Source organism: Rhizobium sp. ZK1, assembly GCF_047782645.1.
Classification (GTDB): Bacteria; Pseudomonadota; Alphaproteobacteria; order Rhizobiales; family Rhizobiaceae; genus Rhizobium.
Window position 1 is genome coordinate 1,425,686 of sequence record NZ_CP180586.1, and the last position, 15,482, is coordinate 1,441,167.

Consider the following 15,482-nt stretch of genomic DNA (forward strand, 5'->3'; position numbering starts at 1 on the left):
ACTGCTGACAAACCCCTGGCCACAGCCAGGGGTTTGTGATTCACTGGGACATGTTGAAGAAACCTGCTCCCGAACAAACGGCTCTCGAGATGGTGACGCTCGACAGCCTGGTGCCGAAGGATCACCTGCTTCGCAAGATCGATGCGGTGATCGACTTTTCCTTCATCCATGATCGTGTTGCCGGGCTCTACTGCGCCGACAACGGGCGTCCGCCGCTCGATCCTACCTTAATGTTCAAGGCTCTGTTCATCGGCTACCTGTTCGGGGTTCGCTCGGAGCGGCAGTTGGTGCGCGAGATCGAGGTCAATGTCGCCTATCGCTGGTTCCTTCGGATGAAGCTGACTGAGCCGGTCTTCGATGCCTCGACGCTGTCGCAAAACCGTCGCCGCCGCTTCAACGATACGTCCGTGGTCCAGGACATCTTCGATGCGATCGTGAAGCAGGCGATCCGGCACGGCCTGGTCGACGGCACGGTACTGTATACGGATTCCACGCATCTGAAGGCCAATGCCAACAAGGGCAAATATGATCTTGAGATGCTCCAGAAATCGCGGGCCGATTACTGGGCCGATCTTGACCGGGCGATCGAGGCCGAACGGGCCGCGCATGGCCAGAAGCCGCTGAAGGAGAAGGCGCGCGAGCCCGAGGTGAAGGAAACCAAGGTCAGCCGCACCGACCCTGAAAGCGGCTACATGGTGCGCGACGGCAAGCCCAAGGGCTTCTTTTATCTCGATCATCGGACCGTCGATGGTCGCCATGCCATCATCACCGACACGCATGTGACGCCGGCCAATGTGCATGACTCGATCGTCTACCTGGAGCGGCTGGACCGGCAGCGCGACCGCTTCGACTTGCATGTCGGCGCGGTCGGGCTCGATGCGGGCTATGCGACATCAGGCATCGCCAAGGGACTGGAGGACAGAAAAATCCTCGGCGTCACCGGCTATCGCAATCCCACCCCACCCAAGGACGGGATGATGCGCAAATCGAAGTTCGTGTTCGAGCCCGAGACGGACGGCTATCGCTGCCCCGAGGGCCAGTTGCTGACCTATGCCACCACCGACCGCAACGGCTACAAGCACTACCGCTCCGATCCTGCCATCTGCCGAAACTGCCCGCTGCTTGCCTCCTGCACGTCCAATGCCAAGGCTGAGCGCACCATCACCCGCCATGTCTGGCAAGACGCCCGAGAACGAACAGATGCCAACAGAAAGACACCCTGGGGCAAGGCAATCTATAAGCGGCGAAAAGAGACCGTCGAACGTTCCTTTGCCGACGCCAAACAACTTCACGGCCACCGCTACGCCCGCTTCCGAGGCCTCGTCAGAGTCCGCTGCCAATGCCTGCTGGCCGCTGCCGCCCAGAACATCAAGAAGATCACCATAGCGCTGACCAAGACCCCAAAGCCAGCCTGGGGATAAGGCCAGACAGCCGTAATTCTCATCAGACCAACCTCATCGGCAAAACGTCACTTCACCGGGCGTTCCGACAAAAAACCGCCGACAAAATCGACGGGTTTGTCAGCGGTCTGAAGCCCTGCCGCATGCGGCAGGGCTTTTTTATTGGGCTCTGAAACCAGGCAGGCTGTGCGCAGGCCCGACGGCCCTGTCAGACGGCTTTGCGTGTGTGGGTCAGCTCGGCAACCTTCTTGATGTGGCTGACGGCAGCCGTGCCGCCCGCCGTCTTGGTGAAGAGATCGAGAACGTCTTCGTCATCGTCACCGACGGGAGTCAGAGCCTTGTCCATGTAGGTCTTGGCGTCGGCGCCACGCGCAATCAGGAAAGCCGAAACGCTGAGGCCGATGATTGTGCCGGCAAGCGAGAGATGCTTGCGGGCGGTATCGAAGGCAAAACGCGGCCAGAACAGCAGCGGATGTTCGCGCTTCAGGCCAGGGCGCCGCTCCGAGGGATGTTTCAGGCGCAGAAGGCCGCTCTGCAACGGATGGACATTCTCCAGCGGTACGGTGGTCGCAAACGAGACCAGAACCTTGACGAGACTGCTCAGCTTGATGTCGGTCGCCACAGCGCGGCGCAGCAAGGTCTTCATATGGTCAGGCGAGTAGTAGAGCGACCAGGCCTCCTGGTAGATATCTTCCCACTCCTGCTTGCTCATCTTCGGATGCGCTGTGCAGACATGCTCGACATCATAGATATTGAGATCGGCATCCATCTCGACGCCCTTCTTCCAGAGAACCTGATGGTCCTCGGAGCCGGGGAGCGGCGTCAGAACGAAGAATTCGATGACGTCGAGCGGAAGCTCTTCCTGAATGATCTTGATGTCGCGGCGGATCGATTCCGGCGTGTCTGCCGGAAAGCCCAGAATATAGCCGGCGAGCGTCATGATGCCCTGCGCCTTCCAGGCAAGCAGCATCTTGCGATATTCCGTGATCTTGTTCTGGTTCTTCTTGGCGGCGGTCAGATTGTCCGGATTGACATTTTCCAGACCGATGAAGACGCGGGTGACGCCGGCGCGCTTCGATTTTTCGATGAAGTTCGGGATCTTGTGGCAGAGCGTGTCCACCTGGATCATCAGGCCGAGCGGAATGCCGTCTTTTTCTCTCAGCTCGATCAGCCGGTCGAAGATCGCTTCCCAATCCTTGTTACGGGCAAAATTGTCGTCGGTAATGAAGAATTTATGGATACCCTGCGCCCAGTTCATGCGCACCAGCTTCTCGACATCGTCGGCGGAGCGGAAACGGGACTTGCGGCCCTGCACGTTGATGATCGTGCAGAAAGAACATTGATAGGGGCAGCCGCGGCCTGCATCGAAACTGGTGCTGAGGCCAAGCGTGCGCTGGATATTGTCTTTCGGCAGGAAAGGCACCGGAGTGCCGCCGATGCCGGGAAGGTCATTCATGAAATTGTAGAGCGGCTTCAGTTCACCGGCGGCCGCATCACGCAGCACCAGCTCCAGCCGTCCTTCGGCTTCGCCGGCAAACATCGAAACGCCCATCTTGCGGCATTCCTCAAGGCCGATCGCATCGCCGTCGAGCATCGACAGGCATCCCGATATATGGAAGCCACCCATCGAAACCGGCAGTCCGGCATCGCGGAACGGACGGGCGATATCAAGCGCGCGGGGATACTGGTTGGATTGCACGCCGATAAGCGCGATCATCCCGAAGTTGTCGTTGCGCTTGAACTGCGACAGCAGCGCCGCAAAATCGATGCGTGTATTGGTCTCGTCTATGACTGTAATGTCGATTGCGGTATCGGCGCCAAGAATTTGCCGCTCGGCACAATCCGCGGCAATCCCGTAGATGGCTGCCAGCGAATTGGAGGGGATCATTGCCCGCCACCAACGGATCACATAGCCGTCGTCGTCATAGTGCGACGGCTTTATCAGGATGAGCTGAAACCGTCTGCGAGCAGCCTCTGAAGTATCGGACAAAATATCTATCTTTCGTTGTGGTCTGCATTGCTGGACTTACTGGTACCGCAGGCCGGTCTAAGACATGGATTTCAGGCTGTCGAAAGGCGCACCCCATACTTGGGAAGGTGATAAGCAAAGCGCAACAGAACAATGTAAGGTGCGAACACGCTGACTTTACCAATATCTTTTGACATAGGATATAGGTAGTTGGCGCGGGGCACAGGCAATCACCAGTAGCGTGCAACGAGACGCCCCGCGGAAAAATGAAAATTAAATATCAGCGGCTTACGTTCTGCCGCCTGGAAAGGCGAGGGTCCTTCCCCGCGTTTCTTTAAAGTTCGGACTTTATATCGCCCATGCGGTTCCACGCATCGAGGCCGGCGATTTTGTAAGCTTCGGCAAGCGTCGGATAGTTGAAGGTATTTTCGACGAAATATTCGACTGTACCCTTCAGGTTCAGCACGGCCTGGCCGATATGCACCAGTTCGGTCGCACCTTCGCCGACGATGTGCACGCCGAGCAGCCGGCGCGTCTTCAACGAGAAGATCAGCTTCAGCAAGCCGGTATCGAGGCCCATGATGTGGCCGCGCGAGGTCTCGCGGAAGCGGGCGATGCCGCATTCATAGGGAATGCCGCGCTCCTTCATTTCCTCTTCCGTCAGGCCGCAGGTGGAGATTTCCGGCACGGCATAAATGCCGTAGGGGAAGTATTTCTGCGGCTCCTTGGCGACGGCGCCGATCGCCACGCGCGCTGCAATACGGCCCTGTTCCATCGAAGTCGAGGCAAGGCTCGGGAAACCGACGACGTCGCCGGCGGCGTAGATGTTCGGTACCGAGGTCTGGAAAGTCTCGGGATTGACCTTCAGACGGCCGCGGCTGTCGGCTTCGATACCAACGGCCTGCAGGTTCAGCGTATCGGTGGCGCCCATGCGCCCGGCGGCAAACAGCGCCATGTCGGTCACGAGATGCCGGCCGCTGTCGAGCGTCAACTGCACCTTGCCGGTATCAAGCCGCTCGACCTTCTCTGCCTTCGTGCCGAGCAGCAGCTTCATGTTGCGGTCGCGCAGTTGATAGGTGAAGTCCTCGACGATTTCCTTGTCGATGAAGTCGAGCATGGTCGACTTCGGATCGATGACGGTTACGGCCGTATCCAGCGCCGAAAAGATTGTCGCATATTCGATGCCGATAACGCCGGCGCCGATGACGACCATCGTGCGCGGCAATTCTTCGATATCGAGCAGTTCGTCGCTGTCGAGCACGGTCTTGTTGTCGAACGGTATATAGTCAGGCCGGAAGGGCTTGGTGCCGACGGCGAGCAGAATGCTGGCGCCGGTCACCGTCATCGTGTCGCCGTCGTCCTTGATGACCTGCAGGGTATTGGTATCGACGAAGCTTGCCTTGCCGCGGATGTGCTGGACGCGATTGCGGGCGAACTGGTGTTCGAGCACTTCGACTTCATGATCGAGCGTGATCAGCAGGCGGCGGCGCAGATCTTCGGCACTGATCTCCTGCTTCACGCGGTAACTGCGGCCGTAGAACCCGCGCTCACGCCAGCCGGAAAGATTGAGTGCGGTCTCGCGCAGCGTCTTGGAAGGGATCGTGCCGGTGTGGACGGAGACACCGCCGACACGCTTTCCTTGCTCGATGACCAGCACTTTCTTGCCGAGTTTTGCAGCCTGGATCGCGCCACGGCGCCCTGCCGGACCGCTGCCCACTACCACGAGATCGTACTGGAACATTCTTTAGCCCCGAACTGGAATTGGAATCATATTGCGACGCGAAATGTCGCGCGTTCATCGGTAGCCGGTCAATGTTACAGTTTGTATTCCGGTGCAGTTTAGGAGTTCAAAAAGCCAAACATCGGCTCGAGCCGCTCGAATGTGCGGTCCATCGCATAGGCGCCGATGAAGAAAAGCGACAGATGGCCGTATGTCAGCGAGATCTGCGACTCCGCCGCCATCTCTCCCTCCTTGGCAACGCCGGCGACGTAGATGGCTGAAGCCAGTCCCGTACGGTCGGCGCCGGCCTTGCAGTGAATGAGCATAGGCTTGGGCGCAGCCGCCATGATCGCCATCAACTGGCGACCTTCTTCGACGGATAGTTCTTTGGTCGCTGACATGCGGAAATCGATGTGCTGGACATTGAGGCCCTTTGCAGCCGCGACCTCGTTGTCGTACCAGGTCTCGCCGCTGCTGTCGCCGCGCAGGTTCAGTACGGTTTTGATGCCGTACTCCTTGACGAGTTCGCCAAGCTTTGCGGGGGAGGGTTGGGCGGAGCGGTAGACCTGGCCATCGACGACCGCATGCACATTGGTCGAAAGCTGTAGGTAGCCGAGATAGAGACCGGTTATGAGCAGCAGCAGAAGCGTCAGTCGTATCAGCGATCGAAGGCTCGGCGGCGCGTATAAGCGACCAGGAGAAATGCCCATAATTCCCATCCTGTTGTCAGTCATTCAGCTTGGAGAACGCCATGATGGCTTTTTCATGCCCTCGCCGGAGTCCTATATCAAACGCAGGCCTTTGAGGCTCGCTTGTCCGTCTTTGCCGATGATGATGTGATCGTGGATGGCAATACCGAGCGGCTTTGCAGCATCGATGATCATCTTCGTCATGTCGATATCGGCGCGCGATGGAGTGGGATCGCCCGACGGGTGATTGTGGACCAGAATCAGTGCCGTTGCCGAAAGCTCGAGCGCTCGCCTTACTACCTCACGCGGATAGACGGGTGTGTGGTCCACCGTGCCATGCCCCTGCACCTCGTCGGCGATCAGCGCATTGCGCTTGTCGAGGAAGAGAATGCGGAACTGTTCGCGCGTCTCATGCGCCATGGCCGCATGACAATATTGGATGACCGACGACCACGAGGAAAGCACCTGCTTGCCCCTGAGTTCGCTCTTCAGTGCGCGATGGCCAATGGCGGATATCAGCTTCAGATCCAGCGCCACCGTCTCTCCGACGCCTTTGATTTCCTGCAGCAGTGCTGCCGGTGCACCGAAGACGCCGGCAAGTGATCCGAAGCGATCGATCAGCGCCTTGGCGATCGGTTTCGTGTCGCGGCGCGGGATCAGCCGGAAGAGCAGGAGTTCGAGGATCTCATAGTCGGCGAGCGCCGTATCGCCATTCTCACGGAAGCGGTTGCGCAGCCTCTCGCGATGGCCGTGATAATGCTCTTCCCTGACGGGCAGGGCGGCTTTTTTTGCAGGAACCACCGCCTTTGCCGGCTGTCCGAAAAACGCCCGTTCGTCCACGGCGATATCCTCGTCCATGTCGAAAGGCAATTCGTCATCGCCAGCCTGCGGAACGGGGTCTTTCGCCATGGAGACCGTCATCCGTTCAGCGGCGGCAGGCCCGGCCGGTCGAGACCGGCGGGCGAAAGCGTAAAGATCTCGCAGCCATTCGCGGTCACGCCGATCGTATGTTCGTACTGCGCTGACAGCGAGCGGTCACGCGTCACGGCGGTCCAGCCGTCCGCCAGCACCTTCACATGCGGGCGTCCGAGATTGATCATCGGTTCGATGGTGAAGATCATGCCCTCACGCAATTCCGGTCCTTCATTGGCGCGACCGTAATGCAGGATGTTCGGCGAATCGTGGAAGAGACGGCCGACACCGTGGCCGCAAAAATCGCGCACGACGGAGCAGCGCTCCGCTTCGGCATAGGTCTGGATCGCTTCACCGATCGCGCCGGTGCGCGCGCCGGGATGAACAGCGGCGATGCCGCGCATCAGCGACTCATAGGTCACTTCGAGCAGCCGCTCGGCAGCGCGTTTGATTTGGCCGACCGGATACATGCGGCTCGAATCCCCATGCCAGCCGTCGACGACAAAGGTCACGTCGATATTGACGATATCGCCTTCGCGAAGCGCTTTGTCATCGGGAATGCCGTGGCACACCACATGATTGATCGAAGTGCAGGTGGATTTCGTATAGCCGCGGTAGTTCAGCGTCGCTGGATAAGCGCCGTGATCCATGCCGAATTCAAAAACGAAGCGGTCGATTTCATTGGTTGCGAGACCCGGCTTGACGATATCGGCAAGCGCATCGAGACAGCGCGCGGTTAGCTGGCACGCATTGCGCATTCCCTCGAATGCTTCCGGACCATAAAGCCTGATGGCGCCGGTATTTTTCGGCGGCGCGGAGGAGGCTTCGATATAATTCACCATTGCAAGGCCTTAGCAGAAATTGTCGTCTCTTTTCATAATGCAGCTATGCCGGGTTCGTCCATCGCGATCAACCGCATGGGCAAGATTTATCGAGCGCGTCATACCGGGTGAAAAGATGTCGCCGGGCCGCCCACCAGCGTCAGCAGAGCTGCAGACCATCAATATCCACAGTCTTGTCAATTAGATAGGATTGTAGGCGGAAAATTCCACTGTTACTCACCGATTGGTGACAGACCGGGGTTGACCGAATGCTGAATGAAACTGCCGTGGCCGCGCTCGAACAGACGGGTGCCACTGAGCCTGAAAAGCGTATCCGCGACAGAGGCGCCACCGAGCGCGCTATTCTGAAGGCGGCCAAGAGCCTGCTGGCGGAAGAGGGTTTCCAGAATTTCGGCATCAATGCCGTCGCCCGCCGCGCCGGCTGCGACAAGCAGCTCATCTACCGCTATTATGGTGGCCTCGAAGGCCTCATCGAGGCGATCGGCGCCGATCTCGGCAACTGGGTCAAGGACCGCATCCCCGAAGATACCGGCGGCATGTTCCTGCTGACCTATGGCGACCTGATGGAGCGGTTGTCGCTGCTTTTCCTGGAAGCGTTGCGCGACGATCCGCTGATGCGCCGCATCGTCGCCTGGGAGGTGTCCGAAAATACCGAACAGGTGAGGCGCCTTTCCGAAGCGCGCTCCAAGGCGCTTGGCCAGTGGCTCGATCGCATGCGCGGTTCGCTGACGCCGCCGAAGGGTGTTGACGTCGTTTCCGTCAATGCCCTGATCTTCGCCTCCATCCAGCATCTTGTGCTTGCCGCCGCCGCCGGTGGGCAATGCGCGGGTCTGGTTTTGAAGAACGGCAAGGACTGGGAGAAGGCGGCAGGTGCGTTGAAGCGGCTGGTGCGCGGCGTCTACGGCTGAATAATCCACAGCCGGCGCCCAGACATTAACCTTAACAATTGGTTTACGTTGCGTGATGCTGGTTAACCCGCCAGTGTGGTGTCAGGTAGAAATGCAACGAGTGTGGACCCGAGTTCAGTGATGGAAACCAGTATCGCCAGAACCGCGTTGCTTGTCGCGGCAATGATGTTTTTTGCCGTGCTGGCGCTGGATATCGCCGTGCCCACGCTCGTACTCTGCATCATGGCATCGTCGGTCTGGCTCGTTTCTCTTGATATGCCGGTCCTGCGCAATCACGAAGGAGAGGCCGCATGAAGTGGTTTCTGATCTTCTGGGCCGGTCCGATCGTCTTCCTGGCGGGATGGTACTGGCTTTCCTATTACGATCTGAACTTCGGCATCTTCATGCTGACGCGGCAGGTCCATGACCTGACATTCCAGGTTTACGGCAAGGTGCTCGGCCTGCCGCCGGAGGAAATTCCGCCGCTGGTCGCTCGCGCCATCGCCATCGACAGCCTCGTCGTCTTTGCCATCATGGGCTTCCGTAAGCGCCGTCAGATTGCGGCATGGTGGAGGGCGCGTCACGCCTCCATATCGTCTGCCGATCTCGCCAGCAAGGAAAGCCTGTCAAGCGCTCCCTGAAGGATGAAGCTTGCCGCAGCCGAATCGATCCGTTCGGCGCGTTTTGCCCGCGAAACATCCATTTCCAGCAAGGCCCGTTCTGCCGCCACCGTCGATAGCCGCTCATCCCAATAGACAAAGGGAAGGGCGGTTTTCTGCTCCATGTTGCGCACGAAGGCCCGCGTCGCCTGAACGCGCGGCCCTGCCGATCCATCCATATTCATCGGCAGGCCGATGACGAAGGCTGAGACCTTTTCTCTCGTTGCGAAGGCCAGCAGGGTCTCGGCATCGATGGTGAATTTCTCGCGCTTGATGACCGGACGCGGCGTCGCAAAGCGGCGTCCGAGATCGGACATGGCAAGACCGATCGTCTTCGTGCCGAGATCGAGGCCGGCGATTGCCTGTCCGGGACCGAGCGCTTCGGCCAGTTCCTCGATCGTCAGCACCGTCATTGTCGTGTCATCCTGTCAAAAGAAATTGAAGCGCCCACCGCTTTTCTTTGCGGCCATATCGGCTATGTCCTTAGAGCAATTCCAGAAAAAGTGCGAAACGGTTTTCCGGCCGGAATTGCTTTGGCTCCAAAATCGTCTTTTGCATCACGTAATAAAGGAGACTTTTCATGAAGATCACCTGGCTTGGCCATGCTGCTTTCCGCATCGAGACGAAAGCCGCCAAAATCCTGATCGATCCCTTCCTGACTTATAACCCATCCTTCACTGGCCAGGATATCAAGGACGTAACCAAAGGCATCACCCACATCCTGCTGACCCACGGCCATGCCGACCATGTCGGTGATACGATCCAGATTGCCAAGGACACCGGCGCCGTCGTTCTTGCCAATGCCGACCTTGCTTCTTGGCTTGGCTCCAGGGGTGTCGAGAAGCTCGAAATGGGCAATACCGGAGGCACCGTCTCGCTCGGCAGTTTCAGTGCGACCTTCACCAATGCACTGCACTCCTCCGCCCAGATCACCGAAGATGGCGTTTCCCATTCGCTCGGCAACCCGAACGGCCTCGTGCTGCATTTCGAGGACGAGCCCAGCCTCTTCCATATGGGCGACACCGATATCTTCTCCGACATGGGGCTGATCAACGAATTGCATCAGCCGGATATCGGCATCGTCCCGATCGGCGACCGCTTCACCATGGGCGGTGCTGTCGCAGCGCTTGCCTGCCAGCGCTACTTCAACTTCAAGACGGCCATCCCCGGCCACTACGGAACCTTCCCGATCATCGACCAGACGCCGGAGAAATTCATTGCCGGCATGGAGGCCTCCAAAACCGAAGTGAAGGCGCCGAAGCCCGGCGAGAGCTTCTCGCTCTGATGCATAACTCCTCGAATCCAGGTGGATTTGGGGAGAGGAATTCTGCGTTGCCGAAAAGGCAAACCCGTTGCACAGGACGGACATGGTCTTTATAGCGATAGGAAAATTCCTATCCGGAGAATGCCATGTCCGTCGATCTCGCCACCGTTAAGCGCGTTGCGCGCCTTGCCCGTATTGCTGTCTCGGAAGAAGAGGCAAATCGCATGGTCGGTGAGCTGAATGGCATCCTCGGCTTCGTCGAGCAGCTTTCCGAAGTCGACGTCGAAGGTGTCGAGGCTATGACCTCGGTAACGCCGATGGACATGAAGAAGCGGCCCGATGTCGTCAATGACGGCAACAAGGCCGCCGATGTCGTTGCCAATGCGCCTATCACCGACCACAATTTCTTCCTGGTACCTAAAGTCGTCGAATAGGGCGCTCAACGCCTCTTTCCGACCCTGTTGCCATTTTCAGATCTGAAGCGAAAACACGATGAGCGAACTCACCAGCCTGACCATTGCCGAAGCCCGCCAGAAGCTGCGCGCCAGGGAGATCACCGCAACCGAACTGACCGAAGCCTATATTTCGGCGATCGATGCGGCCAATGGCCAGCTCAACGCCTATATCAAGGTCACGCCGGATCTCGCACGCGTCATGGCGAAGAATTCTGACGAGCGAATTGCCGCCGGCAAGGCAGGTGATCTTGAAGGCATCCCGCTCGGCATCAAGGACCTGTTCGCCACCGTTGGCGTGCACACCCAGGCCTGCAGCCACATTCTCGATGGTTTCGAGCCCCGTTATGAATCGACGGTGACCCAGAACCTCTGGGATGACGGCGCCGTCATGCTCGGCAAGCTGAATATGGACGAGTTCGCGATGGGCTCTTCCAACGAGACCTCGTATTATGGCGCTGTCATCAACCCTTGGCGTGCCGCAGGCTCCAACCAGCAGCTCGTTCCTGGTGGCTCGTCCGGCGGTTCGGCCGCAGCCGTTGCCGCCCATCTCTGCGCCGGTGCGACCGCCACTGATACCGGCGGCTCTATTCGCCAGCCGGCAGCCTTCACCGGCACCGTCGGCATCAAGCCGACCTATGGCCGCTGCTCGCGCTGGGGTACGGTTGCCTTCGCCTCTTCGCTCGATCAGGCCGGCCCGATCGCCCGCGACGTTCGCGATGCCGCAATCCTCTTAAAGTCGATGGCAAGCGTCGATGCCAAGGATACGACCTCGGTCGATCTGCCGGTTCCGGATTATGAGGCCGCCATCGGTAAATCGCTCAAGGGCATGAAGATCGGCATTCCGAACGAATATCGCGTCGACGGAATGCCGGACGAGATCGAAGCTATCTGGCAGCAGGGTATCGCCTGGTTGAAGGATGCCGGTGCCGAGATCGTCAACATCTCTCTGCCCCACACGAAATACGCCCTGCCGGCCTATTACATCGTGGCCCCTGCCGAAGCCTCTTCGAACCTCGCCCGTTACGACGGTGTGCGCTACGGTCTGCGTGTCGACGGCAAGGATATCGTCGACATGTACGAAAAGACGCGCGCCGCCGGCTTCGGCCAGGAAGTCAAGCGCCGCATCATGATCGGCACCTATGTTCTGTCGGCCGGTTACTACGACGCCTATTACCTGCGCGCCCAGAAGGTCCGCACGCTCATCAAGCGCGATTTCGAACTCGCCTTCGATGCCGGAGTCGATGCCATTCTGACGCCCGCAACCCCGTCATCGGCCTTCGGCGTTGCCGACGAGGACCTCGCATCCGATCCGGTGAAGATGTACCTGAACGACATCTTTACGGTGACGGTCAACATGGCCGGTCTGCCGGGCATTGCCGTTCCCGCCGGTCTGGACCATAGGGGCCTGCCCCTCGGCCTGCAGCTCATCGGCAAGGCCTTCGACGAGGAAACCCTCTTCAAGACCGCCCATGTCATCGAACAGGCCGCCGGCAAGTTCACGCCGGCCAAGTGGTGGTAACCGGCTTAACGATCCGAAAGCTTACCTGACCATCCACAACAGTACGGGCGGGTTGATGAACGACATCATCAATCTCCGCGATTGAAGAAAAGCAGGTGCCGTCTCGGATTTCGAGGCGGCGCCTGTTATAGAGGGAGGACTTTGCGGGGAGGGCCTCATGCCGAAACGGGATCTTGCACGGTTGATCGAGGCCTTTGATCGCCTCGCTGCCAGCGGCTTTAAGATGGGCGCGGAATGGGAGGCGGTTCACGAAATCTGCCAGAACCATGAAGGCGAACAGCCCTTCGACTGGGGCCACGCGTTTTGTCATCGCGTCGAAGGCGACGACTGGAACGCCGGCTACTGGTATCGCCGCGCCGGCAAGACCGTCGGCGGGGGCACGATTGCCGAGGAGTGGACGGCGATGCGTCCGGAGCTTTCCGCAAGGCTCTGAAACTCTGCTGGCCGCACAGCAACTTTGCTGCACGGCCAGGCTCTCGTCAGACCTATCTGTTATCGAGTTGCGACCTGACCAGCTTCAGACCTCTGTCCGTGATCCGATAAGGCTGGCCGGCGGAAGATTTGATCGCCTTCAGCCGTTTCAGCTTACGGAAAAGCTCCAGACCGAAGCCAGGATAGACCCAGCCGTCGCGGGTGAAGCAGTTCACCGTTTCGATCTTCTTATTGTTGTCGCGGGTAATTTCGATACGGCCACCCTGGGCCATAAGGTGCAGGATGCGCTGTTCTGCGCGCGAGATGTCCATTGCTGTTGATCCGGAAACGCGCCTTCACGGAGGCGCACAAAAACGATCTGGCGTTCGGGCTTAGCCGATACGCCGCGGCTTCGTTTTTCGGGTCCATGCGCGCGAGCCTGTGCTTGCGGCAGGGACCTTTACCGGGTCTCAGACAGGTTAGACATAAAACACCTCTGGCGCGTCTTTTATCAGCAACCACAATCCGGTCAAGCCGGACGAGGGTTGCGGAGAAAAGCCGATCGAAATGCTTTCCCCTTTTATCTCATTGGAGGCACTGGAAAATTGCCCGACTCAATGGTCTACTCTCTATTGTAGAGCGGAGGTGCCATTGATCCACATTCGCAATGCCCGCGAAGGCGAAACGGAACTCTTGAGCGAGATCGGCTTACGAGCCTGGCAAAGAGCAATGGCATTGATCGGCGAATCGGACGCCATGACGGATGGAGCCCGCAGCGCCTTCCGGACTTTTGTGGATAATAGCTGGCTGACCATCACTGTCGTCGAGCAGAACGGACAGGTTGCCGGTTGGGCGGCGCGCGAGGGGCTGGACGAAACGATTTCCGACTTCTGGATCGACCCGAGCTTCAACCGGCAGGGGCTGGGTACCGCTCTGCTGGAGCGTATCGAGGCCGATATCTTTGAGCGAGGCTTCGAGGAGGCGGCAATGCAGACCCACTCGGGAAATTCCGAGGCAATCGCCTTCTTTCAGAAGCACGGCTACTCGATCCACTGGCTCTCGGTCGCCTATAATCCGAAGCTTGATCGTGACGTACCGTCCGTCGGGCTCACCAAGCATCTCGGCCCGCAGGAGCCGGAAGGTTACGGCCCCGGTTTCTAACCGCTGAAAGCCTTGCACCGGCAGGCCATTTCCTTTACCTCACCAGTTGAAAAGAACAGCCTTCGAAGAGCATCTCATGACCATTGTCGACGTTCGCACGCCTGATCCGAAACGTTATATCCCCGGCGCCACCGGCGATTGGGAAGTCATCATCGGCATGGAAGTCCATGCCCAGGTGCTCTCCAATTCCAAGCTTTTCTCCGGAGCCTCGACGGAATTCGGCAAGCCGCAGAATTCGAATGTCTCGCTCGTCGATGCGGCCATGCCTGGCATGCTGCCTGTCATCAACGAGGAATGCGTCAAGCAGGCGGTTCGCACCGGTCTCGGCCTGAAGGCTGCGATCAACAAGCGCTCGGTCTTCGACCGCAAGAACTATTTCTACCCGGACCTGCCGCAGGGCTACCAGATCTCGCAGTACAAGGACCCGATCGTCGGCGAGGGCAAGATCGTCATCTCGCTCGGCCCGGATCGTCAGGGTCAGTTCGAGGATATCGAGATCGGTATCGAGCGCCTGCACCTGGAGCAGGATGCCGGCAAGTCGATGCACGACCAGCATCCGACCATGTCCTATGTGGACCTCAACCGTTCCGGCGTGGCGCTGATGGAAATCGTCTCCAAGCCGGATATGCGCACCTCCGATGAGGCCAAGGCCTACATGACGAAGCTGCGCTCGATCGTACGCTACCTCGGCACTTGCGACGGCAACATGGATGAGGGCTCCATGCGCGCCGACGTCAACGTCTCCGTGCGCCGCCCGGGTGAGCCTTTCGGTACGCGCTGCGAAATCAAGAACGTCAACTCCATCCGTTTCATCGGCCAGGCGATCGAATTCGAAGCCCGCCGGCAGATCGGTATTCTCGAGGATGGCGGCACGATCGATCAGGAAACCCGCCTGTTCGACGCGAACAAGGGTGAGACGCGGTCCATGCGCACTAAGGAAGATGCGCATGACTATCGCTATTTCCCCGATCCGGACCTGCTGCCGCTCGAATTTGATGACGCCTTCATCAGTGATCTGGCCAAGCATCTGCCGGAACTGCCTGACGATAAGAAAGAGCGTTTCGTTCGCGAACTCGGTCTCTCGATCTACGACGCTTCCGTGCTCGTCTCGGAAAAGGCGATTGCCGACTATTTCGAAGCCGTTGCCGAGGGCCGCGACGGCAAGACGGCTGCCAACTGGGTCATCAACGATTTGCTCGGCGCACTGAACCGTACCGGCAAGAGCATAGAGGAAACCTCGGTTTCTCCGGCTCAGCTCGGTGCCATCATCGACCTCATCAAGGCTGAGACCATCTCCGGCAAGATCGCCAAGGACGTCTTCGAAATCATCCTCAACGAGGGTGGCGATCCCAACGAGATCGTTGAAAGCCGCGGCCTGAAGCAGGTGACGGATACAGGCGCGATCGAAAAGGCCGTCGATGAGATCATCGCCGCCAACCCGGATCAGGTTGCCAAGGTCAAGGCAAAGCCGACGCTTGCAGGCTGGTTCGTCGGTCAGGTGATGAAGGCGACCGGCGGCAAGGCCAACCCGCAGGCCGTGCAGGCTCTCGTCAAGGCAAAGCTCGGCATCGAGGAATAAGCCAACGGCATCCGC

17 protein-coding genes are annotated in these 15,482 nt (G+C 59.0%); 10 read left to right on the top strand and 7 right to left on the bottom strand.

Annotated features, from left to right (window positions below; translation table 11 throughout):
- Positions 1-50 precede the first annotated feature (50 nt).
- Complete coding sequence (locus tag ACK9YZ_RS07390; RefSeq protein WP_216755122.1) at positions 51-1,421, top strand: IS1182 family transposase; 1,371 nt, start codon at positions 51-53, stop codon at positions 1,419-1,421.
- A gap of 187 nt (positions 1,422-1,608) precedes the next feature.
- On the opposite strand, the gene ACK9YZ_RS07395 is transcribed toward ACK9YZ_RS07390, so the two are convergent.
- From ACK9YZ_RS07395 to map, 5 genes are all read right to left on the bottom strand, one after another.
- Entirely contained in the window at positions 1,609-3,390 is a 1,782-nt protein-coding gene (locus tag ACK9YZ_RS07395; RefSeq protein WP_416066144.1) for a B12-binding domain-containing radical SAM protein, read from the bottom strand.
- A 313-nt stretch (positions 3,391-3,703) separates the two neighbouring features.
- On the bottom strand, positions 3,704-5,110 hold the full coding sequence (sthA, locus tag ACK9YZ_RS07400; RefSeq protein WP_216757844.1) for a Si-specific NAD(P)(+) transhydrogenase: 1,407 nt from the start codon (positions 5,108-5,110) through the stop codon (positions 3,704-3,706).
- Positions 5,111-5,208: 98 nt separating this feature from the next.
- The gene (locus ACK9YZ_RS07405) at positions 5,209-5,799 is read right to left on the bottom strand and encodes a dual specificity protein phosphatase family protein (protein ID WP_416066145.1); all 591 of its coding nucleotides are present in this window, start codon (positions 5,797-5,799) and stop codon (positions 5,209-5,211) included.
- 72 nt (positions 5,800-5,871) lie between these two features.
- Complete coding sequence (radC, locus tag ACK9YZ_RS07410) at positions 5,872-6,687, bottom strand: RadC family protein (protein ID WP_216757846.1); 816 nt, start codon at positions 6,685-6,687, stop codon at positions 5,872-5,874.
- An 8-nt stretch (positions 6,688-6,695) separates the two neighbouring features.
- Positions 6,696-7,532, bottom strand: coding sequence for a type I methionyl aminopeptidase (gene map / locus ACK9YZ_RS07415; protein ID WP_416066146.1), 837 nt, complete (start codon positions 7,530-7,532; stop codon positions 6,696-6,698).
- A gap of 248 nt (positions 7,533-7,780) precedes the next feature.
- On the opposite strand from map, the gene ACK9YZ_RS07420 reads away from it, so the two are divergent.
- From ACK9YZ_RS07420 to ACK9YZ_RS07430, 3 genes are all read left to right on the top strand, one after another.
- Positions 7,781-8,440, top strand: coding sequence for a TetR/AcrR family transcriptional regulator (locus ACK9YZ_RS07420; RefSeq protein ID WP_416066147.1), 660 nt, complete (start codon positions 7,781-7,783; stop codon positions 8,438-8,440).
- Between the two features lie 120 nt (positions 8,441-8,560).
- Complete coding sequence (locus tag ACK9YZ_RS07425) at positions 8,561-8,734, top strand: hypothetical protein (RefSeq protein WP_216757849.1); 174 nt, start codon at positions 8,561-8,563, stop codon at positions 8,732-8,734.
- Entirely contained in the window at positions 8,731-9,060 is a 330-nt protein-coding gene (locus tag ACK9YZ_RS07430; RefSeq protein WP_416066148.1) for a DUF6105 family protein, read from the top strand. Before ACK9YZ_RS07425 ends, ACK9YZ_RS07430 begins: the two co-directional genes overlap by 4 nt.
- Here the strand turns inward: ACK9YZ_RS07430 and ruvX are convergent.
- Entirely contained in the window at positions 9,000-9,491 is a 492-nt protein-coding gene (ruvX, locus tag ACK9YZ_RS07435) for a Holliday junction resolvase RuvX (RefSeq protein ID WP_416066149.1), read from the bottom strand. The genes ACK9YZ_RS07430 and ruvX overlap by 61 nt on opposite strands.
- Positions 9,492-9,658: 167 nt before the next feature.
- On the opposite strand from ruvX, the gene ACK9YZ_RS07440 reads away from it, so the two are divergent.
- The 4 genes from ACK9YZ_RS07440 to ACK9YZ_RS07455 all read left to right on the top strand — a co-directional run bounded on the left by ACK9YZ_RS07440 (position 9,659) and on the right by ACK9YZ_RS07455 (position 12,749).
- On the top strand, positions 9,659-10,363 hold the full coding sequence (locus ACK9YZ_RS07440) for a metal-dependent hydrolase (RefSeq protein WP_216757852.1): 705 nt from the start codon (positions 9,659-9,661) through the stop codon (positions 10,361-10,363).
- A 125-nt stretch (positions 10,364-10,488) separates the two neighbouring features.
- Complete coding sequence (gene gatC / locus ACK9YZ_RS07445; protein WP_216757853.1) at positions 10,489-10,776, top strand: Asp-tRNA(Asn)/Glu-tRNA(Gln) amidotransferase subunit GatC; 288 nt, start codon at positions 10,489-10,491, stop codon at positions 10,774-10,776.
- Between the two features lie 58 nt (positions 10,777-10,834).
- Positions 10,835-12,316 carry an Asp-tRNA(Asn)/Glu-tRNA(Gln) amidotransferase subunit GatA gene (gene gatA, locus ACK9YZ_RS07450; RefSeq protein ID WP_216757854.1) on the top strand — a complete coding sequence of 494 codons (1,482 nt, stop codon included), beginning with the start codon at positions 10,835-10,837 and terminating at the stop codon, positions 12,314-12,316.
- A 157-nt stretch (positions 12,317-12,473) separates the two neighbouring features.
- Complete coding sequence (locus ACK9YZ_RS07455; RefSeq protein ID WP_416066150.1) at positions 12,474-12,749, top strand: hypothetical protein; 276 nt, start codon at positions 12,474-12,476, stop codon at positions 12,747-12,749.
- 52 nt (positions 12,750-12,801) lie between these two features.
- Here the strand turns inward: ACK9YZ_RS07455 and ACK9YZ_RS07460 are convergent, their stop codons facing one another.
- Entirely contained in the window at positions 12,802-13,059 is a 258-nt protein-coding gene (locus ACK9YZ_RS07460; RefSeq protein ID WP_416066151.1) for a YjhX family toxin, read from the bottom strand.
- Between the two features lie 319 nt (positions 13,060-13,378).
- Here ACK9YZ_RS07460 and ACK9YZ_RS07465 point away from each other — a divergent pair, with 319 nt between their 5' ends.
- Complete coding sequence (locus ACK9YZ_RS07465) at positions 13,379-13,888, top strand: GNAT family N-acetyltransferase (protein WP_216757857.1); 510 nt, start codon at positions 13,379-13,381, stop codon at positions 13,886-13,888.
- Positions 13,889-13,964: 76 nt separating this feature from the next.
- Entirely contained in the window at positions 13,965-15,467 is a 1,503-nt protein-coding gene (gene gatB, locus ACK9YZ_RS07470) for an Asp-tRNA(Asn)/Glu-tRNA(Gln) amidotransferase subunit GatB (RefSeq protein WP_416066152.1), read from the top strand.
- Positions 15,468-15,482 lie beyond the last annotated feature (15 nt).